Origin of the sequence: Seongchinamella unica (genome assembly GCF_004354085.1) — a bacterium.
In the GTDB taxonomy this organism is placed as follows: domain Bacteria; phylum Pseudomonadota; class Gammaproteobacteria; order Pseudomonadales; family Halieaceae; genus Halioglobus; species Halioglobus unicus.
Genome location: NZ_SMSE01000004.1, coordinates 125,427 through 151,190, shown reverse-complemented (window position 1 = coordinate 151,190; position 25,764 = coordinate 125,427). Strand labels below are relative to the sequence as shown.

The following is a 25,764-nucleotide window of genomic DNA, read 5'->3' as shown; positions in this document are numbered from 1 at the left end:
TAGCGAGCCAGCAGGCAACGCATTCGCCATTTGTGCGCTCAATTCCCATGATCAGCCGCCGGGTCCAGCAGTTCCAGCCAGTGCCGAACCGGTGCCTGGCTTTGCTCGCCGAGGTGGAGCTGGCAACCGACATTGGCGGTGACGATCAACTGCGGCTTCCCTGCCTCCAGAGCCAGGAGTTTGCGTTCGCGCAGGCGGTTGCTGCGTTGCTTTTGCAGAATAGAGTAGGTACCCGCCGAACCGCAGCACAGGTGGTCATCCTGCGTCTGACTCAGTTGAAAACCGGCTGCCGCCAGGATTTGCTTCACCAGCTGCGGCTGTTTCAGTGCGTGTTGCTGGCTGCAGGGCGTGTGTACCGCGACCGGTCCCGGCCCGGGGGCTGGTTTCAGTGATCGCAGGTCCTCTTCGGCCAGTATTTCCGCCGCGTCCCGGCAGAGCGCGGAAATGCGCCTGGCCCTGTCGGCGTAGTCCGGGTCATGGGCCAGTAATTCTCCGTAGTCCACCAGCAGGCTGCCGCAACCCGTTGCGCTGCTGACGATTGCCTCGGCTCCGGCCTCGACCGCGGGCCACCAGGCGTCGATATTGCGGCGCATGTTATCCAGGCCGTCGCTGTGCGCGCCGAGGTGATAGTTGACTGCGCCGCAACAGCCGGCACCTGGGGCGGCCTCCAGGGAAATTCCCAGGCGGTCGAGAATTCGCGCCAGGGCGGCATTGGTCGCGGGCGTTGCGGCGGCCTGCACGCAGCCTTCCAGCAACAACATACGCCGCGCATGCACAGTGTCGGGTCTGCTCCCCGGCTGCTGTCGCGGCGGAATTTTCCTGGCCAGCGCCTGGGGCAACAGCGGCGCCACCAGCTGCGCGGGTTTCAGCAGGCCCGAGAACAGGGCAGGGCGCGACAGGATGTGGCGCAACAGGGCGCGAAAGCCGCGCTCCAGCGGCGGCCGGGGTACTTGCTCCTCCAGCATACCGCGGCCAATGTCCAGCAACTTGCCGTACTGCATTCCCGACGGGCAGGTGGTTTCGCAACTGCGACAGGTGAGGCAGCGGTCCAGGTGGGTGCGGGTAGCACTGCCTGCCTCGCCTGCTTCCAGTAACTGTTTGATCAGGTAAATACGCCCGCGGGGGCTGTCGCGCTCGTCGGCTTCATCCAGGTAGGTGGGACAGGTGGCGAGGCAGAAGCCGCAGTGCACGCAGGCACTGATCAGTTCGCTGGCGCGTTCGGCCTGCGGATCATTACGGTAGCGGGGGTGTGCTTCTACGTGCATGGGTCACATCCAGCTGTACAGGCGACCGGGGTTGAGCATGCCGGCGGGGTCCATGGATTGCTTCAGGCGCAGCTGCAGACGCTGTTGCACCGGGTCCAACTCTCCGCGGACCTCGGATTGCCGGTCGCCACCGGCGAACAGCGCCAGGTGAGAGCCGGCGGGTATCGTCCCGGGCAGTGACCGTAACCAGCGCTGGCTGCCGCCCCAGTCGATGCACTGGGCACCGGCCTTTTCGGCGGGGGTGTGGATATTGGTTGCCAGTCGCCAGAGAGGCTGCTCGCCATCGAAAAAGGGGTGAGTCAGGTCGCGCAATTGTTCCCACAGGGGCGTCTCTACCTGCTCGCCACCCCAGATCCCCGCCGTGTGCTGCACGGCCTGTTGGGCGCCGGCCAGGCGCAGGTACAGGCGGCCATCCAGCCAGCAGGCGCCGTTCAGTGGCTTGGGCTGCCTGGCCTTCTCTGCCATTTGTTGCAACGCAGCCTCGGCGCTGCAGTCATAGGCCAGGGTGACACTGTATTCGGGAAGTGGCAGCACTTTCAGGTGCACCTCGGTAATCGCGCCCAGCGTGCCCAGGGCGCCCGCCTGCAGTCGTGAAATATCGTAGCCGGCAACATTTTTCATCACCTTGCCGCCGAATTCGAGCAGCTCGCCTTCACCGTTGATCAATTGCACGCCCAGTACCGCGTCACGCACCGAGCCCAGCCATGGGCGACCCGGGCCGTTGATGTTGCAGGCCAGTGTCCCGCCCAGTGTGGCCGAGCCGGCGAAGGCCGGCGGGTCGAAGGGGAGTGTCTGCCCCCGCTCGGCCAGCAGCAGTTGCAAATCGCTGATGCGGGTACCTGCGCGGGCGCTGAGCACCAGCTCCCGGGGCTGGTAATCGCTGACCCCGTGGTAGCCTGCGAGCTTGAGGTCGCGATCTGCATGACAGTCCCGCCCGATCATATGCACTTTGCTGTCGCCGCCACGAATGCGCAGGGTCTGGCCTGCTCGACGAGCCCCGGCGACTTGCTCGACCAGTGCCTGCAACGCGTCAGCCATGGCGGTGTCTCGCCGGCAGTGCGCGGTATTCCTGGCAGCGTTTGAGTATCGGAATGCCTTTGCCCGGGTTAAGGGTCAGCGCAGGATCGAAGGCAGTTTTAATCTCTTCGAACTGATGCAGCTCCGCCTCGCCAAACTGGCTGGGCATCTGGGCCAGCTTCTCCAGCCCGACGCCGTGTTCGCCGGTGATACAGCCGCCCACCGCGACCGACAATTCCAGAATGTCGGCACCAAAACGCTCGGCGCGGGCAATTTCCTCCGGCTTACCTGCGTCGAACATAATCAGTGGATGCAGGTTGCCGTCGCCAGCGTGAAATACGTTGGCGCAGCGCAGCTGGTAGTGCTGTGACAGGCGGGCGATCTCTTCCAGCACGTGGGACACCTGGCTGCGGGGAATGGTGCCGTCCATGCAATAGTAATCGGGGCTCATTCGGCCCACTGCGGGAAAGGCGGACTTTCGCCCCTTCCACAGCAGCTGGCGCTCGGCCTCGTCGGCGGATACTCGCATAGAGCTTGCGCCGCATTGCGTGAACACGGACTGTACCGCGGCAATGTGGTGCTCGACCTCCTGTTCGGTGCCATCGAGTTCGCAAAGCAACAAGGCCTGCGCATCCCGCGGATAGCCAGCATTGGCGAACTCGTCCGCCGCCTCGATTGCCAGGGCGTCCATCATTTCCAGCCCCGCGGGGATGATGCCTGCGGCGATGACTGCACCGACAGCATCGCCGGCCGCACGCACGCTGTCGAAGCCAGCCATGATCACGCGAGCCACCTCAGGCGTGGGCAGTAGTTTTACGGTAACTTCGGTGACCACGCCCAGCAGGCCTTCCGAGCCGGTGAGCAGCGCCATCAGGTCGTAGCCGGGACTGTCCAGGCCGGTGCCGCCCAGTGAGGTCCTGTCACCCTCGACCGTCAGCAGTTCCATTGACAGCAGGTTGTGCACGGTCAGTCCATACTTGAGGCAGTGCACGCCGCCAGCGTTTTCCGCCACGTTGCCGCCGATGCTGCAGGCAATCTGGGAGGAGGGGTCAGGGCCATAATACAGCCCGTGCGCCGCGGCAGCTCCGGAAATGGCCAGGTTACTGACCCCGGGCTGGACCCGGGCAGTGCGCGCATCCGGGTCGATGTCGAGGATGCGATTGAGTTTCGACAAACCCAGCAGTACGCCCTCCGGATGGGGCATGGCGCCGGCGCAGAGGCCGGTGCCTGAGCCCCGGGCGACCACCGGAACGGCCAGCCGGTGGCAGCAGCGCAACACCGACTGCACCTCGTCGACGGTTTCGGGCAGGGCGACCAGCAGCGGCAGTTCCCGGTAAAGGGGGAGCCCGTCGCACTCAAAAGGGCGTTGTGACTCGCGGTCATCGATCAGGCAGTGGTCGGGTAGAATCGCCCGCAGGTCCGCCAGCAGTTGTCCCCTGTCTATGCTGTTCACAGGTGCGCCACCACCTGCCGACTGCCGCTGAAGTGCCGGTGCTCCCACAGATAAATACCCTGCCAGGTGCCCAGCATCAACTCCCCTTGCTGGAAGGGAATGCTCAATTGTGTCGCGGTCAGGGCGGATTTGATATGCGCGGGCATATCATCCGCACCCTCCAGGGTGTGGGTGTACAGCGGATCGTTTTCCGGCACCAGTCGGTTCAACCAGTTCTCCAGGTCGATCCGCGCGCTGTCATCGTAGTTTTCCTGGATGAGCAGGCTGGCGGAAGTATGGCGAATAAACAGCGTGCACAGGCCCTCGTCCCGGCCACTGCGGCTGACCACATTGCGGACCGTGCTCGTGAACGGGTGCAGGCCCTGTCCGTGGATCCTGATGTCCAGTTGCTCTATCAAAATTTCACTCTGGCTTTGATCGATGGCACAGTCTACCCGATTCTGCATTCCCAGCGTAAACTGCGGCCCCACGCAATCGGACATTATGATGACGATAACAATCTGGGTAGACGCGGACGCCTGCCCGAAAGTGATCCGGGAGATACTCTTTCGCGCTGCGAAGCGGGTGGAACGGCCCCTGATCCTGGTGGCGAATCACGTCATCCCGGTGCCGAATTCACCCTGGATCAGCTGCCGCCAGGTTCCCCAGGGCTTCGACGTGGCAGACAACTATATCGTTCAGCAGGTCAGCGAGGGGGATCTGGTCATCACCTCGGACATCCCGCTGGCGGCGGAGGTGATCGACAAGGGTGCCGGGGCAATTTCTCCCCGCGGCGAGCAGTTTACCGCCAATAATATTCGACCGCGATTAACCATGCGTGACTTCATGGAAACCCTGCGCGCCAGCGGCGAGCAGGTTGGGGGAGGGCCGCAGGCGCTCGGGGACAAGGACAAGATGACCTTTGCCAACGCCCTGGACCGTTATCTGTCGAAACACGGCTGAGCATAGCGGCATTGGCTGTGCTACCCTGCGCGCCCCTGAATACGGACCAATAGCATGAGACAGTCACTGGCTCGCACATTGCTGGGCTGGCTCGGCTGGACGCTGGAAGGCGCGAGACCCGACTGCCCGCGCTATGTGCTGATTGCTGCGCCCCATACCTCCAACTGGGACTTTCCCCTGATGCTGCTGTTTGCAGCGGCCTTCAATATGAAAGTGACCTGGATGGCCAAACACTCCCTGTTCTGGCCACCCCTGGGCTGGATGATGCGGATGTTGGGCGGGATGCCGATTAAGCGGCACCGCAATGCGCGTACGGTGGACGCCATGATCGATGCTTTTTCGCAGCGGGATGAACTGGTGCTGGTCGTGCCCACGGAGGGCACCCGTGCCAGGACTGAATACTGGAAATCCGGTTTTTATCATATTGCCAGGCAGGCGGACGTCCCTATCGTGCCCTCTTTCCTGGACTTCGGCTGCAAGCGCGGGGGCTTTGGTCCCGCGTTGACGACCAGCGGTGATGTGGTTGCCGACATGGACTACTTGCGCGGGTTTTACCGGGGCATGGAGGGCAAGTTTCCGAACCTGTTCGGCCCGATAAGGCTGAGTGAGGAAGAGCGCTGAGGCCCTCTTCCTCCGCCCGCCACTAGAAGCGGAAAGACGACTGCCAGCGCTGGAAAATGGTCTCCCAGACCTTGCCTTTCTTGTTGGCCACCTCAGTCTCGAAATAGTGATTCATACGCTTGAGGTCGTCGGCATTGTCCTTGATCGCGGCTCCGACGAGGAAGTCGGTAAAGTCCTCCGCGAGCATTTTCCCCTCCCGGTAGTAGTAGGCGTACACACCCATGGCGTGCGCCACTGATACTGCCTCTGCCGTGGACATGACCGCCGAGGCCAACCTGTCGGTGCTGCGCCCGTCCAGGGACTGGCCATTGCGCAGTTCGTGGAAAATTATGACCAGCGCCTCGATGATTGCCTCATCGGGCTTCACATCCACGCCGGAAGCGCTCAGTACTTTCTCCGCCTCGCGCATAACCACCTCGATTTCATCTTCCACGTATTTGATCGGCCGAATGGTCTCGAAGTTCATTCTGCGCTTGAGGGCCGAACTCATTTCATTGACGCCGACGTCCGTGGTATTGGAGGTTGCCACCAGGTTGAAACCGTCGCGGGCATAGAGGATGGCCTCGTCTCCGGCCAGTTCCGGGATGGTGATGGAACGCTCCGACATGATCGATAACAGGGCATCCTGCAGGGCAGGGGAGGAGCGGGCGATTTCCTCATAGCGGACCAGCAGTCCCTGCTCCATGCCGCGGTAGACCGGCCCGGGAATGAGGGCATCCAGGCAGGGGCCTTTCGACTCCAGGATAGCTCCGTTCCAGGTGTAGAGCAGCTGTTGCACGGTTTCTACCGCCCCGCCCTGGATGATCAGGGTGGAATCGTCGCAGATCGCCGCGCAGATCAGTTCCGACAACCACGACTTGGCGGTGCCAGGTTCGCCCACCAGCATCGCGCCGCGCTGGGTGGCGAGGGAGATGATCACCCGGGTGACGATCTCGCTGGGGGCAACGAATTTTGGCGTTATCCCCTCAGATTCATCCCCCAGAACGAAGGTTTCCACTCCTTTTGGCGACAGCAGCCAGCCGGGCGGCCTGGGCCATTGGTCCTGCTGGCGCAGCCTGGCCAGTTCCCCGGCGTAGTAGGACTCCGCCGGCAGTCGTTGGATTGCCTTGTCGCCCACCTAACCGGCTCCTCGCTTTTCCGGGGCCATGCGATCCGACGGCAGTACCCGGGGCAGCTCTGAAAGCGGTATGGTGCCGTCGATGACATGGTTCAGCGCACTGTCGCGCATGGTAATGAGTCCCGAGTCGAGAGCCAGCGCCCGCAGTTGGGCGATGGGGTAACGCAGGGAAATACCTGTGCGGATCTCGCTGTTGACCTGCATGTATTCCACCACGCCGATCCTGCCCTTGGTGCCGCGGCCGCTGCAGCTTTCGCAGCCGGCGCCCTGGTAACAGCGAAAGCTGTCCGGTGCCCCCTCGGGAAACAGCTCGGCGATAATCTGTGGGTCTGGCTCCGCTTCCCGACGACAATGGGGGCATACCCGCTTGGCCAGTTTCTGCGCGATGACCGCCATCAGTTCGCTGGCCACCGAATTGGCCTGTACATCCAGGTCGTAGATTCGCTGCAGTGCGTCCACGGCGTCGTTGGCATGCAGGGTCGACAGCACCACGTGGCCGGTCTGGGACGCGCGAATCGCTTCCACGGCGGTCTCGGTGTCGCGAATTTCGCCGACCAGGATAACGTCCGGATCCAGGCGCACAAAGGAACGCATGCCATCGGCAAAATTGAAACCGATATCGGGGCGGGTGTAGGTTTGCTGAATACCATCGATGGAGTACTCGATAGGATCCTCGATGGTCAGCACCTTGCGTCGGCCGTCCTTCGCCAGCTCCGACAGGCCGGCATACAGGGTGGTGGATTTGCCGGATCCTGTTGGCCCCACCACCAGAACCAGTCCGGAAGGATTCTGCAGCATGCGCCGGTAGGCGCCCATCAGCCGCGGGCTCATGCCCAGGTCATCAATTGCCACGATATTGCCCGATTGGGGCAGCAGGCGGATGACCACCGCCTCACCGTGCAGGGATGGCTGGATCTGGATGCGCAGGTCGTAGCTGACTCCGCCCGCGGTCAGTTGCGAGCGTCCACCCTGGGGAAGTCGTTTTTCGGCGATGTCCATGTCACCCCGAATCTTGATCACATTGATCAGGCCGCGGGCCTCCTGGGGTGACAGGCGATAGTGCTGCAGGTCATGCAGGTCCCCGTCCACCCGCAGCCGGATGCGCACGTGGGACTTGTATTGCTCGATGTGAAGGTCACTGGCGCCTTCACTGACCGCATCCAGCAGCAGGGCATCACAGAGGGTGATGAGGTGGGCCTCGATCTGCGTCGTTTCCCTGTCCAGCAGATCCTCAGTCTCTTCCTCCTCCGGCCTGGCCCCCCACAGCTGGTGGGCGTTACCCTGGAGAGAAAGCTCCACGGTGGTCCACAGGCGCTTGAAATCATTGGGTGTGACCAGCGTTTTACAGACCTGGTCATAGGGGTACATGTGGTAGATGTCATCGACATTGCTGTCCGGGTCGTCGGTGACCACCTGCAGCGTGTGATCAGTCACCCGCAGCGGGATCAGGTGATGACTGTCGAGGAAGCTGCGGGAAAAGCCCTCCATCAGCTCCGGCTGTACCTGAGGCAGGAGGTCATCGATGGCGGCGAAGGGCATGCCGTTTTCTTCCGCCAGGCGACGGTACAGCGGCAGGTCCTCCATGTTCAGTTTATCCCGCAGTACCTTGATCACAGGAAGCTTTTTTTCCCTGGCCAGGCGTCGGGCCTCCGAGAGCATGACCTGGTCTACCATGCCCATATCGAGCAGGGTCAGGCCGGTGTCGCGGGAGAAGTCCATCATCGCCAGTTCCTTGCGCAGCGGAGTGCCCAGTTCGCTGACTTCGTAGCGGGTCAGGATCTGGGTATCGTTTTCCCCCTGTTCAATTGCCAGCAGTCGACCCCGGTCGGCCAGTTGCGCGATCAGTGGTCCCTTGTCGACGACCCGGGGGGTGGACACGAAGATTCGGTCATAGGGCCCCAGTTCCGGCGCCCCCAGGCTGCCATCGGTAGTCCGTTGTATCAGGTTGCTCAGCCCCAGTTCGTTGAATCGTCGCTGTGCCTGCTTGGCCATCGCGGCGCTGATTTCCAGGGCCACGACACGACTGCCCAGCTTACTGGCCAGGGCAGCCAGGTAGCCGGCCCCGGTGCCTACCAGCAGCACGTTGTGTTCTGGCCTGATGGCGGCGTGATTCAGGATTTCCGAGACCGCGTTGGTCGGTGGAATGCTACGCCCGAGAACCAGGGAGGGGTCACTCATCTCTATGAAGTGATCCCTGGGCAGGTCGCGCATGGCGGCGGTGACCTGCGCGGCGATTGCTGGATCCTGCCTGCGCATGAATGTCCTGGAACGTTGGCTGTGGGTTGCAATTATGTGCTATGTGCGGTCCCGTCGGTTGAGCGAGATCAACAGAAGCGATGTATCAGTGGATTCAACTGTACAGTCAGGGATGAGGGTTGGGCAAGACGGAGCTGTGCCACCGACGGGATGCCGGCCGCCGGGGCACAGGAGGCGATGCTGGATCAGTGCTGCATGAATTCCCGGCGCTGCTGTGGGTCATTTTTGAACCGACCGCCGAGGGCCAGGGTGCTGGTGCTGGAATTACCGTCCATCACCCCCCGGGATTTCACGCAGTAGTGGGTCGCCTCGATGCTGACCGCTACATCATCGGTCTCCAGCAGCGTTTGCAGGGCCACCAGAATCTGCCGGGTCAGGCGTTCCTGTACCTGCGGCCGCTGGGCGAAAAAGCGCACGATCCGGTTGATCTTGGACAGGCCGATGACCTTGTCGCCGGGGATGTAGGCGACGCGGGCGAAGCCGTCGATGGTAATAAAGTGATGTTCGCAGGTGCTGACCAGTTCGATGTCGTCGATGCACACCATTTCATCCACCTGCATCTTGTTGTCGATGGCGGAAATGCGGGGGAACTGTTCGTAGTCCAGGCCGGAAAAAATTTCATTGAGGTACATGCTGGCGATGCGATGGGGCGTTTCGCTGAGGCTGTCGTCTCGCAGGTCCAGGCCCAGGGTGCTCAGGACATCGGCGAAGGACTGATGCAGGCGCTGGTATTTTTCTTCGGGGGTCAACCCTGTGGGTAGCATGGGGGTCTCGAGGCCAGTGTCGATCAACGCCTGGCGGACCCGGACAGCTTCGGGAGATAGCGTCTGGGCCAGCAGCGCTTTCTCTGGGACGATTGCATTCATGGATTTTCCTCATCTTCTCCGGTTTCAGCTTGTTACGAGACAGAGCCCAATTTGGATGAGACTGATAGCGCTTTTATGCTCGCGAAAGTTGCAGGCGCTAGTAACATGCGGGCGTGGCAGCCAGCGACCCCAGAACCTGCGCCCAAAACCGGGTGCACAATACCGGGAACAAAACCCGGAACAAAAAAAGGGCCGCGAGAGCGGCCCAGGGGGATAGCCCAGTCGGGTTTAGCTGGGCTGGATTTTCAGGAACGGGTTGACCACCCGGTATTTCCAGTCGGTGAACTTGATCGGCGCATCGAGAACGCCGATGCAAATACAATCGCGATCGCGGGTGGCAGTAGGGGAGTGTTGCTGCTCCGCGTCACGCATGATGAAGTCGCCCACCTCGTAGTGTCCTTCCTCGTCGGAAAAACCGCCTTCAAGCACCAGGGTCAACTCGGTACCCTTGTGGGTGTGCCTGGGAATGCTGGCGCCGGCCCTGATATGGTAGAGGGCAAACTCATTGTCGATATCGCCAGTCCGCAAGCGGCTCATCCGCACGTCGGAGGTGACTTTTTCCCAGCCCAGATCCTCATAGTCACCACGCATCAGGCGCTGGATCAGGGGTGGGGGTGCATCCGCCGCCGGTGTGCTCTGGTAGCTCAGCGGCTGCACCTCGTCGTCCAGGCGAGACATGACCGTGCGCAGCAGGGAGTCGTCTACCTGCTGCGGTGCCATTTCCTCAAACAGGGCGGAACCCAGTTGCTGCAGCTGCTGGTGAGCGCGGCGGCACTGGTCACAATAATTGAGGTGCAGTGACACGCATACTGACTGGGCCAGGGGCAATGTGCCCGAGGAGTATTCGTTCAGCAGTCGTGTGTCGGGGTGATAATTAGCCATAACTCTATCTTTCAACCATCAATTGAAGTTTCTTCATCGCCAGACGCACCCGGGATTTAACGGTACCCAGAGGCAGGTCCAGCTCCTCAGCGACCTCGCTGTGAGACTTTCCTTCCATGTAAACCTTCATCAGAATCTGGCACTGTTCGTGGGGCAGTTCCTGTAGCATCTCACGAATGCGGGTTGCCTCCCTCTTCTGTTGTACGGCGGCAAACAGCTCATCGGATTCCGCCTCCGGCCAGATATCATCAGCGTTGATCGGTGTATCGAACTTTTGCAGACGTCGATACAAGTCTGTTCTGCAATTTCTTGCAATCGTGTAAATCCAGGTGCTGGCAGCCGCCTTGTGCGGGTTGAAGGCCGAGGCTTTCTGCCAGACCTTGATCATGACTTCCTGGACCAGCTCTTCGGCATGGGCTGCCGCCAGGGCGGAGCCATTGAGCGCAAAGGCCTTGATCAGAGGGGCAAAGTGACCGAAGAGCCGGGCGAAGGCCTCTCTGTCGCGGGCATGCGCTACAAGCTGCAGGCATTGGCTCCATTCGTCGTCCCGTTTGCCCGTCGAATCTATCCCTACGGTGTCCGCCATAGTTGCGCCCGCTCTCATGTTAGTCACTGCGTTATCCCGGAGTTTAACATCGTTCCCCTTGTACGTATCCTATTTGCCTGCGGATCACCTAATATAAGAAAGAGATCGGGAGGTCGGTTGATCCATCACCAGACACCACCCGTAAATTCAGCCATAGACTGGTGAATACGGGGCTAACACTTCATGAAAATTGCGATTATCGGTTCGGGTATCTCGGGATTGGCCTGTGCCTATTACCTGCACCGGGACCACGAGGTGCACGTGTACGAGCGCGAGGAGCGTATCGGTGGCCACACGGCGACCGTGGACGTGGCCATGGGAGGACGCAGGTTTGCGATTGACACCGGATTTATCGTGTTCAACGACTGGACCTACCCCAACTTTATCGCGCTGATGGACGAACTGGGTGTGTCGAGCAAGGCAACCGAGATGAGCTTCAGCCTGTCCGATCGAGAATCCGGACTGGAATATGCCGGCTCCAGCCTGAATACCCTGTTCGCCCAGCGCTCTAATCTGGCCTCGCCCCGGTTCCTGGGCATGCTGCGGGACATCGTCCGCTTTAATCGCCAGGCCGTGGCGGACCTGGAGGCCGGGGTTCTGAGCCCCGATATGAGCCTGGGCGAGTACCTGCAGCGGGGCAAATACGGCCGGGCCTTCATCGATTACTACCTGGTGCCCATGGGAGCGGCAATCTGGTCCGCAGACGTGCCGGTGATGCTGGATTTCCCGTTGCAGTTCTTTGTCCGGTTTTTCCGCAACCACGGCCTGCTCAGCGTCCGCAACCGGCCCCAGTGGCGGGTGATCGAGGGTGGTTCGCGAGAATATCTCAAGCCCCTGAGCGACCCCTTCGCGAGGAATATCCACACTAACACCGTCATCAGCGCCGTACGCCGTGGAGAGCGGGGCGCCAGCATTCAGTTTGAGAGTGGGCGCGAGGAGCAGTTCGACGCTGTGGTGTTTGCCTGCCACAGTGACCAGGCCCTGGCGCTCCTGGCCGATGCCGATCCGCTGGAGCGGGAGATTCTCGGGGCCATTCCCTACCAGAACAACGAGGTGACCCTGCACACCGACACCCGGCTGCTGCCAAAGCTGGAGCGGGCCTGGTCGAGCTGGAATTATCAGCGCCGGCCGGACACCGAGCGACCCACCCTGACGTACAACATGAATATTCTCCAGGGCCTGACAGCGCCGGAGACCTTTTGCGTGACCCTGAACGACCGGGCAGCGATTAATCCCAACAAGATACTCGGCCAGTTTAACTACGCCCACCCGGTGTTTACCCTCCCCGGAATCGCCGCCCAGGAACGCTGGAGTGAAATCAACCGCGACAGCACCTGGTTCTGTGGCGCGTACTGGCGCAATGGCTTCCATGAGGACGGGGTTCATTCCGCCTTGCGCGTGGCCAACGGTATCGGCGTCGGTAGCAAGTCGTCCGGGGTGCCAATGCCCAGGGTGGGCACCGCTGCATGAAGAGCGCCGTCTACAGCGGCTGGGTAGCGCACCGCAGGTTGGCGCCTCGAGGACACAGCTTCCGCTATAAGGTGTTCATGCCCCTGCTCAACCTGGACGAACTGCCGGAGTTGCTGGAGCGCAGCTGGGGCTGGTCTGCCAGGCGATGGGCACTGGCCCGTTTCAATCGCGACGACTTTTTCGGCGATCCCCGGGTGGAACTCAAGACTGCCGTTCTCGACGAGGTCGAGGCGCGGACCGGGGAGCGGCCGGCAGGGCCGGTGATGCTGCTGGCCAACCTGCGTTATTTCGGCTACCTGATTAATCCCATCAGCTGCTATTACTGTTTCGCCAGTGACGGCACGCTGCACAGCGTGCTGGCGGAAGTCACCAATACGCCGTGGAACGAGCGCTTTGCCTATGTACTGCCGGCAGGAGGGCGTGATGGCTGGCTGGAAACGGAGTTTGACAAGGCCATGCACGTGTCTCCGTTTATGCCGATGAACATGCGCTACCACTGGCGCAGCAACCTGCCGGAGGAAAAACTGGTGCTCCACCTTGCCAACTCCAGCGGCGGGATCAAGCAGTTCGATGCCACCCTGCACCTCGAGCGCAAGGGCGACACGCCGGCCTGTTTCAGTCGCTACCTGGCGATGTACCCGTTGATGACACTGCGGGTGGTAACCGGGATTTACTGGCAGGCACTGCGATTGTGGCTCAAACGAATCCCCTTTGTTCCCCATCCAGATACAGTCAACAGTGAGAATTGAACATGAATGATGTAAGTGTAAGCGCTATCCGTCTTCCCGGGATCCGCAGGCACTGGCGCGGGCAGGATTTTGCCCGGCAGGTGCTGACCAGAGTGCTGACGCGCTTGCAGGTCGGCTCCCTGACCCTGCACGAGGGTGACCTGACCCGGCATTTCGGCGACGAAAACGCCCCCGGCGTGCACGCGGTTATCAACGTGCACGATGCGGCGGTGTATCAGCAGGTCCTGACGGGTGGAGTGATCGGATCCGGCGAGGCTTACATGGAGGGTCACTGGTCGTCACCCAACCTGGTGGACGTCATCCGCCTGTTTTCAGCCAACATGGCGACCATGCAGGCGATGAACTCCGGCTCCTCCCGTTTGCGCCAGTTGCTGTTAAAGGGGCTGCACTGGGTGAATAACAACAGCCTCAGCGGTTCCCGCCGCAACATCAGCGCTCACTATGACCTGGGCAACGAGTTCTTCAGCCTGTTTCTCGACCCCACCATGATGTATTCCTCGGCGGTGTTTCCCCGTGCCGAGGCCAGCCTGGAGGAGGCCTCCCTGCACAAGCTGGATCTGTTGTGCCAGCAGCTGGAGCTGCAGCCGGAGGACCATTTGCTGGAAATAGGGACCGGCTGGGGTGGTATGGCGATCTTTGCCGCCCAACACTATGGATGTCGGGTGACCACTACCACGATTTCCCGCGAGCAGTACAACCACGCCCGCGAACAGGTGGCCACCCTCGGGCTTGAGGACCGGGTCACTGTGCTCTGTGAAGATTACCGCAAGCTGCAGGGCAGGTACGACAAGATCGTTTCGATAGAGATGATCGAAGCGGTCGGACACGAGTATTACGCCGAGTATTTCCGTCGTTGCAGCGACCTGCTGACCCCGGGAGGCAAGTTCGCCCTCCAGGCGATTACGGTCCAGGACCAGCGCTATGCCCAGGCCCGTGATTCCGTGGACTTCATCAAGCGTTACATCTTCCCCGGCGGATGCCTGCCATCGGTAGAGGTGATTTCCCGGCATATCGCCCGGGATACCGACATGCAGGTGGTGCACCTGCGTGACATCACGGCGGATTACGCCCGGACGCTGGCCGAATGGCGGGTTCGCTTCATGGCCGCCAGGGACGCGATCAGAGCACAGGGGTTCGACGATATGTTTGAGCGCATGTGGGAATTCTACCTGTGTTACTGCGAAGGGGGCTTCCGTGAGCGCATTATCAGCACCGTGCAGATGACCTTCGTCAAACCCGGGTACCGGTTTGGAGAGTAGGGTATGAAGTACAAGCTGCTCAATGGCGCTTTGTTCAACGTCAGTTGGCTGTTGATCGTCGCTTCCCAGTCTGCCCTGGTGGCATGGGGCGTGGCAGCCCTGCACGTTGGCCTGCACATGTTGATCATGGGCAGAGGCAGGGCCGAGTGGGTGTTCATCCTGCTGATGTCCGGGTTCGGCCTTCTCGTCGATCAGCTTTTGTTTATTGCCGGCGTGTTGCGTCTGGAGTCGGGCGGTACGGCGCCCCTGTGGCTGTCGGCCCTGTGGCCAGTGCTGGCCACCACGTCCCTACACGTGTTTTCCGGGCTGCGGGACAATGTGCCGTTGGCGGCGGTGCTGGGCGCAGCCGGCGGTTTTCTCAGCTACCGCCTGGGGGTGTCGCTATCGGATGTCGCGTTTGGCCCGATGCCCGCGAGCGGGATTACGTTGGCGCTGATCTGGGCGCTGTTGTTCCCCACCCTGTTATTTGTCGCCAGCCAGCTCGAGCAGCAGGTTGCGCGCCCGGAGCCCCATGCGGTCTGTTAGCCTGTTATTACTGGTGGGCCTGCTGGCAGTAGATGCCAACGGGATGAACGCGGTGGGTAGCGCCTACAGTGTCGAGGACGGGGAGCTGCGCTACCGGGAAATACACCGTTGTTCCAGTGAGGGCGATCGCTGCACCGTGGAGTATGAGAACCCGGAGGGGGAGCTGTTTGCACGCAAAGTCGTTGATTACCAGGATTCGCTGCAGGCGCCGTCGCTGGAGATGCGGGACCTGCGTCATGGAGAAACGCTAACGGTCGCCGGCGGTAATGAGGCGGGAGTGGTGATTGACGCAGGCTTTGATCACTATGTGCGGCTGCGCTGGGAACAACTGGTCAGCGGTGAGACGGTGCGTTTCGCATTCCTGGTGGTAGGCCGTCAGCAGCCACTGGATATGGTGGCCAGCAAGGCGGCTGCTGAATCCTGTGCCCAGGGGCGAATGTGTTTCAGGGTCGCGCTGGATAATTGGCTGCTGTCGCGGCTGGTAGCCCCCATTTGGCTGGAGTACGACGCGCAGAGCAGACGGCTGTTGCAGTTTCGGGGTGTGAGCAATATTCGCGACGCCCAGGGCAGGTCGCAGCAGGTGCGGATCGATTACCGTTATCCCGAGTCGTCGCCGGAAGGCAGCACATCGTAAGCCTCCAGGGCGGCGGCCCTGGCCTCCCTGTGATCGACCATGGGCTCGGGGTAGTGGTCGCCAAGAGTGATGCCCGCCTCCGCAAGCGTATCGGCGGGCGCCTCCCAGGGGGCGTGCAGGTAGCGGTCAGGCAGGGCGCCAAGTTCCGGTACCCAGCGTCGGATATAGTCGCCGCCGGCATCAAACCGCTTGCCCTGAAGCACTGGATTGAAAATACGGAAGTAGGGGGCGGCATCGGCACCACAGCCGGCCACCCACTGCCAGCCGCAGCTGTTGTTAGCCAGGTCCGCGTCGACCAGGGTATCCCAGAACCAACGGGCGCCCCATTGCCAGGGCAGCAGCAGGTGTTTGGTGAGAAAGGAGGCGCAAACCATCCTCACCCGGTTATGCATAAAGCCGGTATGCCACAGTTCCCGCATACCCGCGTCGACAATCGGATAACCGGTTTTGCCCTGTTGCCAGTGGCCCAGCCGGGCCTGTGAATCCGCCCAGGGCAGCTGTTCAAAGCGCGGCTTGAAGGGGCGCTCCGGGATGTGCGGATGGTGGTACAGCAGGTGGTAATTGAACTCCCGCCAGCCGATTTCGGCGATGAACTTTTGCTGATCACTGTCCCCCGCTGAATCCGCGTCCAGAATCGCCGCGCAGGCCTGGCGGGGTGACAGCTCACCCCAGTGAAGATGGGGCGAAAGTCGCGAACTGCCGTTCAGGGCAGGGAAGTCACGCCCCTCACTGTAGCCGTCCAGGGCGCCCTTGGTAAAGCGATTCAGGCTAGCCCGGGCGCCTTTGGCGCCCGGCGTCCAGTGGTCCAGCCAGCCATCGGCCCAGTTGGGGGATTCAGGCAAGAGCCCCCATTCGGCCGGTTTCAGGCCCTGCAGCCGGTGCTGGTGAAAGCGGCCGCGAGACAGTTGCTGGCGGCCGCCTGGGGCGGCTATGCCCAGCTCGCGACAGTGGCGCCAGTAGGGCGTGAACACTTTGAACGGTTGTCCCGCCTTGTTGCGAATGGCGTCCGGATGAAACAGCAGGCTGCCTTCATGGCAGTGCAGCCTGGCATTGGCCTGTTCCAGGTCTGCACTGAGCACACGTTGCAGCTCTCGATTCCACGGCTCATAGGCCTCGCTGCAGTAAACAGCCTGGGCTCCGGTCTCCTCCACCACCTCGGCAAGCAGCTTGCGGCTGTCGCCGCGGCGAACCACCAGCCGGCCACCCTTCTGGCTGATCTCCTTGCCGAGGGCGACCAGGCTGTGGTGCAGCCACCAGCGGCTGGCCCCGCCCGGGGCCCATTCCCCGGGAGTCTCGTCGTCGATGAAGAAACAGGGGATGACGGGACAGCCGCTGGCCGCCGCCGCCTTCAGGGCCGGCAAGTCGCTCAGGCGCAGGTCCTGCCGGAACCAGTAGATGACCGGTTGCGATGCGCTCAACTTGCCTTTGCCCGGGGCATGGAGGCTGCAGTGGCGCCCGCGGTGGGAGCGTAAGCGTCCAGGAACTTGAGCAACTTCTTGCGCTCCGCCGCGGTTTCCTCGGTGCCCTTGAGCAGGTACTGGGTTTGAGGTTCCCTGTCCAGGAGCAGTTGTCCGCTCAGTTTGCCGGCTTCGGTGGCTGCCGCCAGCCAGACAATGGTGTCTGCCCCCTCATCGGGACTGCGCAGGGCGAAGCGGGTGACAGCGTAAAAAGTCGGCAATGAGGTCTTTACCCCCGGGGTGTCCGCCCAGCCCGGATGCATGGCGTTAACAACGATGCCATCCTGGCGCCAGGCCCTGGCCCAGTGTCGGGTAACGACCATCAGTGCGCGCTTCGCCCGGGCGTAGACGGTGGCGCCGGAGAATTCCTCACCCTCTTTCGCCACCAGGCGGTCGACAGAGAGTTTCTGCGAGTACATGCCACCTGACACCACGTTGATAACCCGGGCATCGCCCGCCGCCGCCAGCAATGGTTTGAGTCCCAGGGTCAGGCGATAGGGGCTGATCAGCAGCAACGCCACAGTGCGCTCGATGCCTTCGCTGGTGGCCTGCCACTCGTTGTACAGGGCACCGGCATTGTTGATCAGGACATCGATGGGCCGGCCCCGCTCCAGCAAGCGCGACACCAGTGCATCGACCTCGGCCAGCAAGGCCAGGTCAGCAATTTCCAGGGCGACATTGCCATTGCCGGTCTCCGCCAGGATGTCGCGTTTGACCTCCTCGGCGCGGGCCTTGTTTCGCATGACCAGGGTCAGGTCGGCACCGCGGTGCGCCAGCTCCATCGCACTGGCGAAACCCAGGCCGGTGGAGCTGCCGGTAATCACCACGTGCTTGCCCCGCAGGTCCGCCGACACCGGGTTCCAGCGTTTGCGCCCCCGAAGATAGCCAAGGCGGGTAAAGCGGGCCAGTTTCGGCAGTACCAGTTTGTCGGCGGTGGCATCCTCTCCGCTTAGCTTGGGCGTCGGAAACCTGTCATCCAGCGCCTGTTTAAGGCCTTTCAGGGAGGCCTTGCCCATTCGCCGCAGGCCCGGTTCCATGGCTCCGACGAAGGGCCGTATGAGCGGCTTGAAATCGAACTGTGCCTGGTAATCTATCCGGGTGGTGCCGCCGGACTCGGTAAAGGTGATCGTGTCCTCGATATCAAAAAAACGGCTGCGGCCACGCAGCACAATTTTTCTCGGCGCATCCAGCTCGGCGACCTCGTATTCGATGTCGACGCTACCCACCGGCATGGCACAGGTGACGAGGAAGCGGGTACCGGTAGCAATGGGCCCCGGGGTCAGTTTGGCGGCTTCCCTGGCGGTGGCATCCCACTCGGTGGTGGTCGTGAAATCGGCCAGGTAGGCGAACGCCTCGGTTGCGGGGCGTTTCACCTGAATGGTTTCTTTGAGCACAGTCATGGTGGTTCTCGGCACGGTGTTGAGGATGAATTACGGCTTGGTACGCAAAGTTGACCCTGTTGGCTCACTTGCGGCTGGCCTGAAAAGACCTTTATCGATGCGCAATATGTCAAGTTAATGCGGGGCGAGGGCGCGTACACTACCCGTTTTTCGAGAATGACGCCCAAACAGTGAGGCCCCCAATGACTGCTGCACAACAAGCCACCACCAATGATACTGCCGCCATGTTGCGTGATCACTTCGATTTGCAGCGCAGGGAGTACCTCGCGGCACCCAATCCGGACTACCAGCAGCGCAAGCAGGATTTGCTCAACCTCAAGGCGATGGTGTCCGAGAATATGGAGGCCATCATCGAGGCGATCAGTGCGGATTACGGTAATCGCTCGCGCCACGAGAGCCAGTTCGCCGAGATTATCTCGGTGACTGACGGTATCAATGATTCGATCAAGCACCTGAAGAAATGGATGAAGGTGCAGAAACGGCACGTGGATATCACCATGTTCCCCGGTGGCAAAAATCGCGTCATCCCCCAGCCATTGGGCGTAGTGGGCATGATTGTACCCTGGAACTTTCCGGTCAACCTGTCGTTCATGCCCCTTGCGGCGGCATTCGCCGCGGGCAACAGGGCCATGGTCAAGATGTCGGAAAACTCCATCAACCTGACCCGGCTGTTGATTGAACTGTCTCCGAAATACTTTCCCGCGGACAAGCTGCGCTTTTTCGAGGAGACCGGCGGTGTTGGCATCGAGTTCTCCAAAATCCCCTTCGACCTTATTGTCTTTACCGGCTCCGGCCGGACGGGCAAGGCGGTGATGGCCTCTGCTGCCCAGAATCTCACTCCCGTGGTGTTGGAGCTTGGCGGTAAGTCGCCGGCGGTCATCGACCCCAATTACAAGCTGAAAAAGGCCGTAGCGCGCATCCTGTTCGTAAAGCAGTTCAACGCTGGCCAGATATGCACCAACGTGGATTACGTGTTTGTGCACGAGAGCCAGCGGGAAGCGTTTATTTCCCTGGCCAGGGCGTACGTGGCAAAACACTGCCCGGATATAGAACATGTCGATTACACCTCCATCATCGACGACCGTTCGATGAAGCGCATTGCAGATACCCTGGCAGACGCGCAGGAGAAAGGCGCTACCATTGTCAATCTGAGCGGCGACCAGCAGCCTAATTTCGAGACCCGCAAGTTCCCGCTGCACCTGGTGCTGGATACCACCGAGGATATGACCATTCGCAACCGCGAGACCTTCGGCCCGCTACTGATGGTGATGACCTACAAGGACCACCAGGAAGTGGTCGACTATGTGAACAGCAAGGACCGGCCCCTGGCGCTGTACCCGTTCACCAATGACCGCAAGCTCTCGGACATGTACATCGAGCGGGTCATGTCAGGCGGTGTCACAGTTAACGATGCCCTGTTTCACGTGGCCCAGCACGATATGCCGTTTGGCGGGGTAGGTCCCAGCGGGATGGGGCACTACCACGGCCGAGAGGGTTTTGTGACTTTCTCCAAGATGCGTCCGGTCTATTACCAGCCCGGTTTTACTTCCATGCAGTTCCTGCGTCCGCCTTACGGCAAGTTTGTCACCCGGGTATTCGATACCCTGGCCAAATTGAAGAGCTGATTGCTGGTTTTGGAGACGTGAGTTGAGGGCACCCTTTGGTGCCCTTGTTATATGAGTGCTGAAATGGCCGGGAATAGTGGCGAGACTTCATTAGCGAGGCGGTCACCGCAAATGGGAGAACACTTCTTCGGTCGAAAAGCACACTCCCTGCTGCGGCATATCCCACCCGCGGTGGCCGCTTCGCACGCACGCCAGAAAATGACTTATTCTTCCTCGACAATATCCCGATAGGCGAACCAGGTTGCATGGCCCAGCAGGGGCAGAACCAGCACCATGCCCCACAGCCGGGTACCAAAGCCAAAGGCCACCAGGCTGATAATCAGCCCCGCCCAAATGATCATGGCCGGAAGATCGCGCACCGCGACCCGCAGGCTCATGCGCATGGCGATGCCCGGGTCGACATGGCGATCAATCATCATCGGCACAGTAACGACCGACAGCAGGAAAACCACCGCTGAAACACCCAGGAAGGCCAGGCTGTAAGCCAGCAGGTGGGCTGTGCTCAACTGCGCCATCACATTGCCCCACACGGTGGACTCGATGGCCGGGGCGACGGACCCCACAGTGGCGTAAAGCACCAGCGCGGCCAGGCTGAATCCCGCCACTGCGACGAAGGCCAGCACCTCAGCCAGACTCAGCAGGTGGCTGCGATTATGGCGGATTGCCTCCAGCGAGTCCTGGAAGTCGCTGGTTTCGCCATGGTCCCGCCGCCTGGCGAGTTCGCAAACACCGGCGGTAATGACCGGGCCGACCACCAGGAAGGCACAAACGGCCGCCGCGATGTACAGTGGATGTTCCTGGTAACCGAGAATCATGGTGCCCAGTAGCGCCACCAGCGCGCCGTAGGCCAGGCTGGGGCCAAGGCTGTGCATCATGCTGTCCCAACCGGCGGCGAGCCAGATAAACGGGCGTGTCGCAGGTACCCGGTGAATGGGGTAGATATCGAGAGAGTTTTGAGCCGCAGACATAGTAGTGCCTCCTCGTGCGAGTCATGGTCTCGCACCGTTGCCTCACGAAGGTCGAGGCCTGGCGGTGAAACCAGCGGGGGAATAAGTCCCGCCCGCGCCAGAGGTCCCGGCCTGCTGGTTTTCAGTCTCTTAGGCAGTATAGACCGGGAGAAGTTTCCTGCCACGATGGTTTTATCCTGGCAGGGCTACCACCATGGTCGAATTGCCACCACCATGGAACAGCGGTTAATGTCAGTCAAATTTCCACTGAAACGGACATCGCTATGAGCAACCTTTCACTCTGGCAACAAGCGGCCCAGGATATCCACTGGTACCAGGCGCCCGAGTGCGTGCTGGACGACAGCAATCCCCCGTTTTACCGCTGGTTTGCCGACGGCACCACCAACGCCTGCTATAACGCCCTGGACCTGCAGGTAGAAGAGGGCAGGGGCGAGCAGGACGCCCTGATTTACGACAGCCCGGTGACCGATACCAAGCGTCGCTATACCTACGCGGAATTACTTGACGAGGTGGCCCGGTTTGCCGGTGTGCTGGCGGGACAGGGGGTGGGCAAGGGCGACCGGGTGATCATCTACATGCCCATGGTGCCGGAGGCGCTTATCGCCATGCTGGCCTGCGCCAGGCTGGGGGCGGTTCACTCGGTGGTGTTTGGAGGCTTTGCCAGTAATGAGCTTGCCGTGCGCATCGATGACGCTGCACCCAGGGCGATTGTTTCCGCCAGCTGTGGTGTGGAACCCACGCGCATCGTGCCCTACAAGCCGCTGCTCGATGCGGCGATCGACCTGGCTGAACACAAGCCCGATAGCTGCATCATCCTGCAGCGACCGATGCAGGAGGCCGAACTGCAGGCCGGTCGCGACCTGAACTGGGCAGAAGCGATGGCCTCCGCTGAACCGGTGGCCTGCGTACCGGTGGCCGCCAACGATCCGCTCTACATCCTCTATACCTCGGGTACTACTGGCCAGCCCAAGGGGGTGGTGCGTGACACCGGCGGCAGCATTGTCGCCCTCAAGTGGAGCATGAAAAACGTTTACGATACCGACCCCGGTGACGTTTACTGGGCCGCGTCGGACGTGGGTTGGGTCGTGGGTCATTCCTACATCGTCTACGGACCGCTATTCAATGGCAGTACAACCGTGATTTATGAGGGTAAGCCGGTAGGCACGCCGGATCCCGGCGCGTTCTGGCGGGTGATCTCCGAGTACGGGGTGAAGGTCATGTTCACCGCACCCACTGCATTCAGGGCGATCAAGAAAGAAGACCCGGAGGGCAAGTATCTCAAACAGTACGACCTCAGCTGCCTGCAGTCCCTGTTTCTGGCCGGTGAGCGCTGCGACCCCAGCACCCTGTCCTGGGCCCAGGATAAACTGGGTGTTCCGGTGATAGACCACTGGTGGCAGACGGAGACCGGCTGGCCCATCTGTTCCAACTGCCTCGGTATTGAACTGCTGCCGATTGTGCCGGGTTCTCCGGCCAGGCCGGTACCCGGCTACGACGTGCAGGTGCTGGACGAAAACGGAGAGCAGATGCCTGCCGGAGAGATCGGTGCCCTGGTGGTCAAGGAACCGCTACCGCCCGGTACCTTTACCACGCTCTGGAACGCGGAGGACCGTTACGTCAGCGCCTACTTCAGCCGCTACCCGGGCTATTACGAAACCGGTGACGCCGGCTATATCGACGACAACGGCTACATTTTTGTGATGGCTCGCACCGACGATGTCATCAACGTGGCCGGCCACCGACTCTCCACCGGTGCCATGGAAGAAGTGCTGGCAGATCACCCGGATGTCGCTGAATGTGCGGTGGTCGGTGTGGCCGATGTCATGAAAGGACAGCTGCCGCTGGGACTGCTGGTACTCAATGCCGGAGTCGAACGCTCAGCCGACGAGATCGTCGCCGAGAGTATCCAGCAGATGCGTGACAGGATTGGCCCGGTGGCGGCGTTCAAGCTGTGTGCGGTGGTGGAACGCCTGCCCAAGACCCGGTCCGGCAAGATCCTGCGGGGCACCATGCGCAGTATCGCCGATGGCGAACCCTGGAAGATGCCGGCGACAATCGATGATCCCACCATCCTCGAGGAAATTACCGCGACCCTGCGCGAATTGGGCTACGCGGATCCGTCCGCGGCGACGGTTCAGTAAAGTTGCAACTGCGGTAGCGACTGCAGGCCATTTCCCCGGACCAGTAGTCCGGCGGCAGGCCTGCCTTTGCCAGCAGCTGCTCCAGAAACTGCACCTTCTGCGGCAACTGCTCCCATACCGAGGGCAGGAATGTGGCCTGGCGATGGCCCGCGGCAATCACCAGGCCATCCACGCCGGGCTGCAGCTGGGCCAGCAGGTCGGCCCTGTCGCGGACGGCCATGCGCTGCGGCGGGCTCAGAACCGAGATAGAAATCCTTACCAGTCTCACTTCGCGCTCACCCAGCGCGGGGAAGCGCGGATCGCGAAAGGCTGCACCCTCTGCGCACTCGGTGACCATCACCGACAGCGGCCTGTCGGCTTCCAGCTGACCAATGCAGCCCCGTAGCGCGCCGTTTTTCTTCAGGGTCACAAACACGCCTCGGCATTGCCCGAGGCCGGGATCAGCGGGTATATCCGCAAGCGGCTGGCGCCCGGAAATCACCCGCCGTGCAGTGGCCAGCAACCAGTGCTTCGCCGGCTCGCTTAATTCAGTGAAGGCTGAAGGCGCCATAACCCACCACTCTCTGTCTGTCCCCACCGGTATCGCCGGAATTGCAATAAGCCAGCAGACGGCGCTGCAGGCGGCTTCCCCGGTGACTGGCCAGCAGTCCGTTGATAGGACCGGCGCCACAGGCGTCGCTGCCCTTCAGGTCATGCTCTCCGTTGAGGATGCGCTGGCAGGATGACCGGTCGTGGCGGGTCGCGCTGTCGTAAGGCTGGAAATGGGACAGGTCTGAACTGACGACCAGCAATACCCCGGGTCCGGTCCAGAGGGTATCGATCAGTGCCGCCACCCCGGCCACCGGGCATTGCCCGACCACGATCGGTAACAGGGAAAAATCCCCCAGAATGCATTGCAGAAAGGGCAGCTGAACCTCGAGGGCATGCTCCTGCCGGTGCGCCTCGTCATTACTGGCGGTGCCGGACAGTGCCAGCGCCCGGGCAATGCCCGCCTGGTCCAGCGGTACTTCCCCCAGGGGGGTGGCAAAACGGGAACTCGATGGCACCGCCATGCCTTCCACATAGACCCGATGAGCGGGTCCGAGCAGGATCACCCGGTTGATGTCACCGGCACATTTTTCCAATTGCCGGTAGGCTGTGGCGGCAGTGGTGCCGGAATACCTATAGCCGGCATGGGGGACGATCAGCGCCTGCGGCGAGGGCAGCGTGTGGGGCTCGCCCTGCGCCAGCAGCTGCTCCACGTTTCGCCGCAGCTGCGTCGCGTCCGCCGGGTAAAAAGTGCCGGCGACTGCGGCGGGCCTGACTAAGGGCTGCCCGTTCACGGGGCAGTAATTTTCGATAAACCTGCCATACTTGAATAATGGCGGTTGTGGCCCAATTTACAAGTTATGACGACGTCCATTGTTGGCACAGACTACTGGCACGCGTTGGCAAACGGGCAACTGCAATGCGACCTCTGCCCGCGCCACTGCAAGCTGCAGGATGGCCAGCGGGGCCTGTGCTACGTGCGCCAGCGCCTGGACGATGAGATCAAGCTCGTCAGCTACGGTCGTTCCAGCGGCTTCTGCATCGATCCCATCGAAAAAAAACCACTGAATCACTTCTACCCTGGCAGCCGGGTGTTGTCCTTTGGCACGGCGGGCTGCAACCTGGCCTGCAAATTCTGCCAGAACTGGGACATGAGCAAGTCGCGGCAGATGGACACCCTGGCGGATGCTGCCTCGCCGGAGCAGCTGGCACGCACCGCACTGGAAACGGACTGTACCAGCGTGGCATTCACCTACAATGACCCGGTGATTTTTTTTGAATACGCCGTGGATGTGGCCGCCGCCTGTCGCGAGGTCGGGGTAAAAACTGTGGCGGTAACTGCCGGATACATAGATCCGGAGCCGCGAAAGGCGTTTTTTCAGGCGGTGGATGCGGCTAACGTGGACCTCAAGGCCTTTACCGAGGCGTTCTATTACCGGATCTGTGGCAGCCACCTGGCGCCAGTGCTGGACACGCTGGTGTACATCCGGCGGGAAACCAATACCTGGCTGGAGCTGACGACCTTACTGATTCCCGGGGAGAACGACAGCGACGCTGAAATCGATGCCATGACCCGCTGGGTGGTCAAGGAGCTGGGGCCGGATGTGCCCATGCACTTCACCGCGTTTCACCCGGACTGGAAAATGCCGGACCATGCCCCTACCCCCGCGAGCACCCTGACCCGGGCACGGGACATAGCGCTGGCCAATGGCGTGCGCCATGCCTACACCGGCAATGTGCGCGACAGGCGCGGCGGCAGTAGCTGGTGCCATAGCTGCGGCCAGTTGCTGATAGAGCGCAATGCCTATCAACTCGGGGCCTGGGGGCTCGATGCCCGGGGGTGTTGCAGCGGCTGTGGCGAACCGCTGGTAGGCCACTTCAGCGCGCAACCGGGTAGCGGAGTGGTCAGGCCCAGCCGGGTGCGTATCCTGGACGCGTGTAATGACCGGTAATTGAGGGTTTACAGGGTCTTTGCTACAACAGACGCTGGTAACAGAGAACAA

Annotated in this window: 24 protein-coding genes; 10 read left to right on the top strand and 14 right to left on the bottom strand. The window is 61.5% G+C overall.

What is annotated here, in order from left to right; translation table 11 throughout:
- Positions 1-38 precede the first annotated feature (38 nt).
- From glcF to E2F43_RS16270, 4 genes are read right to left on the bottom strand one after another with little or no spacing between them, the layout of a single operon-like run.
- Positions 39-1,265 carry a glycolate oxidase subunit GlcF gene (glcF, locus tag E2F43_RS16285; protein ID WP_133214636.1) on the bottom strand — a complete coding sequence of 409 codons (1,227 nt, stop codon included), beginning with the start codon at positions 1,263-1,265 and terminating at the stop codon, positions 39-41.
- Between the two features lie 3 nt (positions 1,266-1,268).
- The gene (glcE, locus tag E2F43_RS16280; protein WP_133214634.1) at positions 1,269-2,303 is read right to left on the bottom strand and encodes a glycolate oxidase subunit GlcE; all 1,035 of its coding nucleotides are present in this window, start codon (positions 2,301-2,303) and stop codon (positions 1,269-1,271) included.
- Positions 2,296-3,735 carry an FAD-linked oxidase C-terminal domain-containing protein gene (locus tag E2F43_RS16275; RefSeq protein WP_133214632.1) on the bottom strand — a complete coding sequence of 480 codons (1,440 nt, stop codon included), beginning with the start codon at positions 3,733-3,735 and terminating at the stop codon, positions 2,296-2,298. Before E2F43_RS16275 ends, glcE begins: the two co-directional genes overlap by 8 nt.
- A complete protein-coding gene (locus E2F43_RS16270) occupies positions 3,732-4,181 on the bottom strand; it encodes a secondary thiamine-phosphate synthase enzyme YjbQ (protein ID WP_420820781.1) in 450 nt (149 codons plus the stop codon). Before E2F43_RS16270 ends, E2F43_RS16275 begins: the two co-directional genes overlap by 4 nt.
- Positions 4,182-4,227: 46 nt before the next feature.
- Here E2F43_RS16270 and E2F43_RS16265 point away from each other — a divergent pair, with 46 nt between their 5' ends.
- A complete protein-coding gene (locus tag E2F43_RS16265; RefSeq protein ID WP_238947003.1) occupies positions 4,228-4,677 on the top strand; it encodes a YaiI/YqxD family protein in 450 nt (149 codons plus the stop codon).
- A 54-nt stretch (positions 4,678-4,731) separates the two neighbouring features.
- Positions 4,732-5,298 (top strand): lysophospholipid acyltransferase family protein, encoded by a 567-nt coding sequence (locus tag E2F43_RS16260; RefSeq protein WP_133214629.1) that lies wholly within the window; start codon positions 4,732-4,734, stop codon positions 5,296-5,298.
- A 22-nt stretch (positions 5,299-5,320) separates the two neighbouring features.
- On the opposite strand, the gene E2F43_RS16255 is transcribed toward E2F43_RS16260, so the two are convergent.
- The 5 genes from E2F43_RS16255 to E2F43_RS16235 all read right to left on the bottom strand — a co-directional run bounded on the left by E2F43_RS16255 (position 5,321) and on the right by E2F43_RS16235 (position 11,005).
- On the bottom strand, positions 5,321-6,415 hold the full coding sequence (locus E2F43_RS16255) for an AAA family ATPase (RefSeq protein WP_133214627.1): 1,095 nt from the start codon (positions 6,413-6,415) through the stop codon (positions 5,321-5,323).
- The gene (locus tag E2F43_RS16250) at positions 6,416-8,671 is read right to left on the bottom strand and encodes an ATPase, T2SS/T4P/T4SS family (RefSeq protein ID WP_133214625.1); all 2,256 of its coding nucleotides are present in this window, start codon (positions 8,669-8,671) and stop codon (positions 6,416-6,418) included.
- Positions 8,672-8,856: 185 nt separating this feature from the next.
- Positions 8,857-9,537, bottom strand: a complete 681-nt coding sequence (folE, locus tag E2F43_RS16245; protein ID WP_133214623.1) for a GTP cyclohydrolase I FolE — start codon at positions 9,535-9,537, stop codon at positions 8,857-8,859.
- A 228-nt stretch (positions 9,538-9,765) separates the two neighbouring features.
- Positions 9,766-10,419, bottom strand: a complete 654-nt coding sequence (locus E2F43_RS16240; protein ID WP_133214621.1) for a ChrR family anti-sigma-E factor — start codon at positions 10,417-10,419, stop codon at positions 9,766-9,768.
- A gap of 4 nt (positions 10,420-10,423) precedes the next feature.
- A complete protein-coding gene (locus E2F43_RS16235) occupies positions 10,424-11,005 on the bottom strand; it encodes a sigma-70 family RNA polymerase sigma factor (RefSeq protein ID WP_338054599.1) in 582 nt (193 codons plus the stop codon).
- Positions 11,006-11,188: 183 nt separating this feature from the next.
- On the opposite strand from E2F43_RS16235, the gene E2F43_RS16230 reads away from it, so the two are divergent.
- Genes E2F43_RS16230 through E2F43_RS16210 form a run of 5 tightly spaced genes read left to right on the top strand, consistent with a single transcriptional unit; the run spans position 11,189 to position 15,642 of the window.
- Positions 11,189-12,475, top strand: a complete 1,287-nt coding sequence (locus E2F43_RS16230; protein WP_133214619.1) for an NAD(P)/FAD-dependent oxidoreductase — start codon at positions 11,189-11,191, stop codon at positions 12,473-12,475.
- Positions 12,472-13,224, top strand: coding sequence for a DUF1365 domain-containing protein (locus tag E2F43_RS16225; protein ID WP_133214617.1), 753 nt, complete (start codon positions 12,472-12,474; stop codon positions 13,222-13,224). The genes E2F43_RS16230 and E2F43_RS16225 overlap by 4 nt, the downstream gene beginning before the upstream one ends.
- Before the next feature lie 2 nt (positions 13,225-13,226).
- Complete coding sequence (locus E2F43_RS16220; protein WP_133214615.1) at positions 13,227-14,483, top strand: SAM-dependent methyltransferase; 1,257 nt, start codon at positions 13,227-13,229, stop codon at positions 14,481-14,483.
- 3 nt (positions 14,484-14,486) lie between these two features.
- On the top strand, positions 14,487-15,008 hold the full coding sequence (locus E2F43_RS16215; RefSeq protein ID WP_133214613.1) for a DUF2878 domain-containing protein: 522 nt from the start codon (positions 14,487-14,489) through the stop codon (positions 15,006-15,008).
- Complete coding sequence (locus E2F43_RS16210) at positions 14,995-15,642, top strand: hypothetical protein (protein ID WP_133214611.1); 648 nt, start codon at positions 14,995-14,997, stop codon at positions 15,640-15,642. The genes E2F43_RS16215 and E2F43_RS16210 overlap by 14 nt, the downstream gene beginning before the upstream one ends.
- Here E2F43_RS16210 and E2F43_RS16205 read toward each other — a convergent pair.
- Together E2F43_RS16205 and E2F43_RS16200 are read right to left on the bottom strand one after the other, a co-directional pair.
- A complete protein-coding gene (locus E2F43_RS16205) occupies positions 15,606-17,060 on the bottom strand; it encodes a cryptochrome/photolyase family protein (protein WP_133214609.1) in 1,455 nt (484 codons plus the stop codon). The two genes, E2F43_RS16210 and E2F43_RS16205, sit on opposite strands and share 37 nt — an antisense overlap.
- On the bottom strand, positions 17,057-18,499 hold the full coding sequence (locus E2F43_RS16200) for an SDR family NAD(P)-dependent oxidoreductase (protein WP_133214607.1): 1,443 nt from the start codon (positions 18,497-18,499) through the stop codon (positions 17,057-17,059). The genes E2F43_RS16205 and E2F43_RS16200 overlap by 4 nt, the downstream gene beginning before the upstream one ends.
- A 182-nt stretch (positions 18,500-18,681) precedes the next feature.
- Here E2F43_RS16200 and E2F43_RS16195 point away from each other — a divergent pair, with 182 nt between their 5' ends.
- A complete protein-coding gene (locus tag E2F43_RS16195) occupies positions 18,682-20,124 on the top strand; it encodes a coniferyl aldehyde dehydrogenase (protein ID WP_133214605.1) in 1,443 nt (480 codons plus the stop codon).
- A 203-nt stretch (positions 20,125-20,327) separates the two neighbouring features.
- Here the strand turns inward: E2F43_RS16195 and E2F43_RS16190 are convergent, their stop codons facing one another.
- On the bottom strand, positions 20,328-21,092 hold the full coding sequence (locus tag E2F43_RS16190; protein ID WP_133214603.1) for a DUF2189 domain-containing protein: 765 nt from the start codon (positions 21,090-21,092) through the stop codon (positions 20,328-20,330).
- Positions 21,093-21,355: 263 nt separating this feature from the next.
- On the opposite strand from E2F43_RS16190, the gene E2F43_RS16185 reads away from it, so the two are divergent.
- Positions 21,356-23,233: a propionyl-CoA synthetase gene (locus tag E2F43_RS16185; protein ID WP_133214601.1), complete on the top strand. Its 1,878-nt coding sequence runs from the start codon at positions 21,356-21,358 to the stop codon at positions 23,231-23,233.
- Here E2F43_RS16185 and amrA read toward each other — a convergent pair.
- Both amrA and amrB read right to left on the bottom strand, forming a co-directional pair.
- Complete coding sequence (gene amrA / locus E2F43_RS16180) at positions 23,175-23,783, bottom strand: AmmeMemoRadiSam system protein A (RefSeq protein ID WP_133214599.1); 609 nt, start codon at positions 23,781-23,783, stop codon at positions 23,175-23,177. The genes E2F43_RS16185 and amrA overlap by 59 nt on opposite strands.
- Positions 23,761-24,474 carry an AmmeMemoRadiSam system protein B gene (gene amrB / locus E2F43_RS16175; protein WP_238946979.1) on the bottom strand — a complete coding sequence of 238 codons (714 nt, stop codon included), beginning with the start codon at positions 24,472-24,474 and terminating at the stop codon, positions 23,761-23,763. The genes amrA and amrB overlap by 23 nt, the downstream gene beginning before the upstream one ends.
- A gap of 147 nt (positions 24,475-24,621) precedes the next feature.
- On the opposite strand from amrB, the gene amrS reads away from it, so the two are divergent.
- Positions 24,622-25,713 (top strand): AmmeMemoRadiSam system radical SAM enzyme, encoded by a 1,092-nt coding sequence (amrS, locus tag E2F43_RS16170; protein WP_133214596.1) that lies wholly within the window; start codon positions 24,622-24,624, stop codon positions 25,711-25,713.
- The last annotated feature ends 51 nt before the right edge of the window (positions 25,714-25,764 follow it).

Excerpts from the sequence above, each read along its gene's own strand:
- E2F43_RS16215 (WP_133214613.1), top strand. The coding sequence starts at position 14,487 with ATGAAGTACAAGCTGCTCAATGGCGCTTTGTTCAACGTCAGTTGGCTG.
- folE (WP_133214623.1), bottom strand. The coding sequence starts at position 9,537 with ATGAATGCAATCGTCCCAGAGAAAGCGCTGCTGGCCCAGACGCTATCT.
- E2F43_RS16260 (WP_133214629.1), top strand. The coding sequence starts at position 4,732 with ATGAGACAGTCACTGGCTCGCACATTGCTGGGCTGGCTCGGCTGGACG.
- E2F43_RS16220 (WP_133214615.1), top strand. The coding sequence starts at position 13,227 with ATGAATGATGTAAGTGTAAGCGCTATCCGTCTTCCCGGGATCCGCAGG.
- amrS (WP_133214596.1), top strand. The coding sequence starts at position 24,622 with ATGACGACGTCCATTGTTGGCACAGACTACTGGCACGCGTTGGCAAAC.
- E2F43_RS16200 (WP_133214607.1), bottom strand. The coding sequence starts at position 18,499 with ATGACTGTGCTCAAAGAAACCATTCAGGTGAAACGCCCCGCAACCGAG.
- E2F43_RS16225 (WP_133214617.1), top strand. The coding sequence starts at position 12,472 with ATGAAGAGCGCCGTCTACAGCGGCTGGGTAGCGCACCGCAGGTTGGCG.
- E2F43_RS16270 (WP_420820781.1), bottom strand. The coding sequence starts at position 4,181 with ATGCAGAATCGGGTAGACTGTGCCATCGATCAAAGCCAGAGTGAAATT.
- E2F43_RS16210 (WP_133214611.1), top strand. The coding sequence starts at position 14,995 with ATGCGGTCTGTTAGCCTGTTATTACTGGTGGGCCTGCTGGCAGTAGAT.
- E2F43_RS16230 (WP_133214619.1), top strand. The coding sequence starts at position 11,189 with ATGAAAATTGCGATTATCGGTTCGGGTATCTCGGGATTGGCCTGTGCC.
- E2F43_RS16185 (WP_133214601.1), top strand. The coding sequence starts at position 21,356 with ATGAGCAACCTTTCACTCTGGCAACAAGCGGCCCAGGATATCCACTGG.
- E2F43_RS16250 (WP_133214625.1), bottom strand. The coding sequence starts at position 8,671 with ATGCGCAGGCAGGATCCAGCAATCGCCGCGCAGGTCACCGCCGCCATG.
- E2F43_RS16195 (WP_133214605.1), top strand. The coding sequence starts at position 18,682 with ATGACTGCTGCACAACAAGCCACCACCAATGATACTGCCGCCATGTTG.
- glcE (WP_133214634.1), bottom strand. The coding sequence starts at position 2,303 with ATGGCTGACGCGTTGCAGGCACTGGTCGAGCAAGTCGCCGGGGCTCGT.
- E2F43_RS16240 (WP_133214621.1), bottom strand. The coding sequence starts at position 10,419 with ATGGCTAATTATCACCCCGACACACGACTGCTGAACGAATACTCCTCG.
- E2F43_RS16190 (WP_133214603.1), bottom strand. The coding sequence starts at position 21,092 with ATGTCTGCGGCTCAAAACTCTCTCGATATCTACCCCATTCACCGGGTA.
- E2F43_RS16235 (WP_338054599.1), bottom strand. The coding sequence starts at position 11,005 with ATGGCGGACACCGTAGGGATAGATTCGACGGGCAAACGGGACGACGAA.
- glcF (WP_133214636.1), bottom strand. The coding sequence starts at position 1,265 with ATGCACGTAGAAGCACACCCCCGCTACCGTAATGATCCGCAGGCCGAA.
- amrA (WP_133214599.1), bottom strand. The coding sequence starts at position 23,783 with ATGGCGCCTTCAGCCTTCACTGAATTAAGCGAGCCGGCGAAGCACTGG.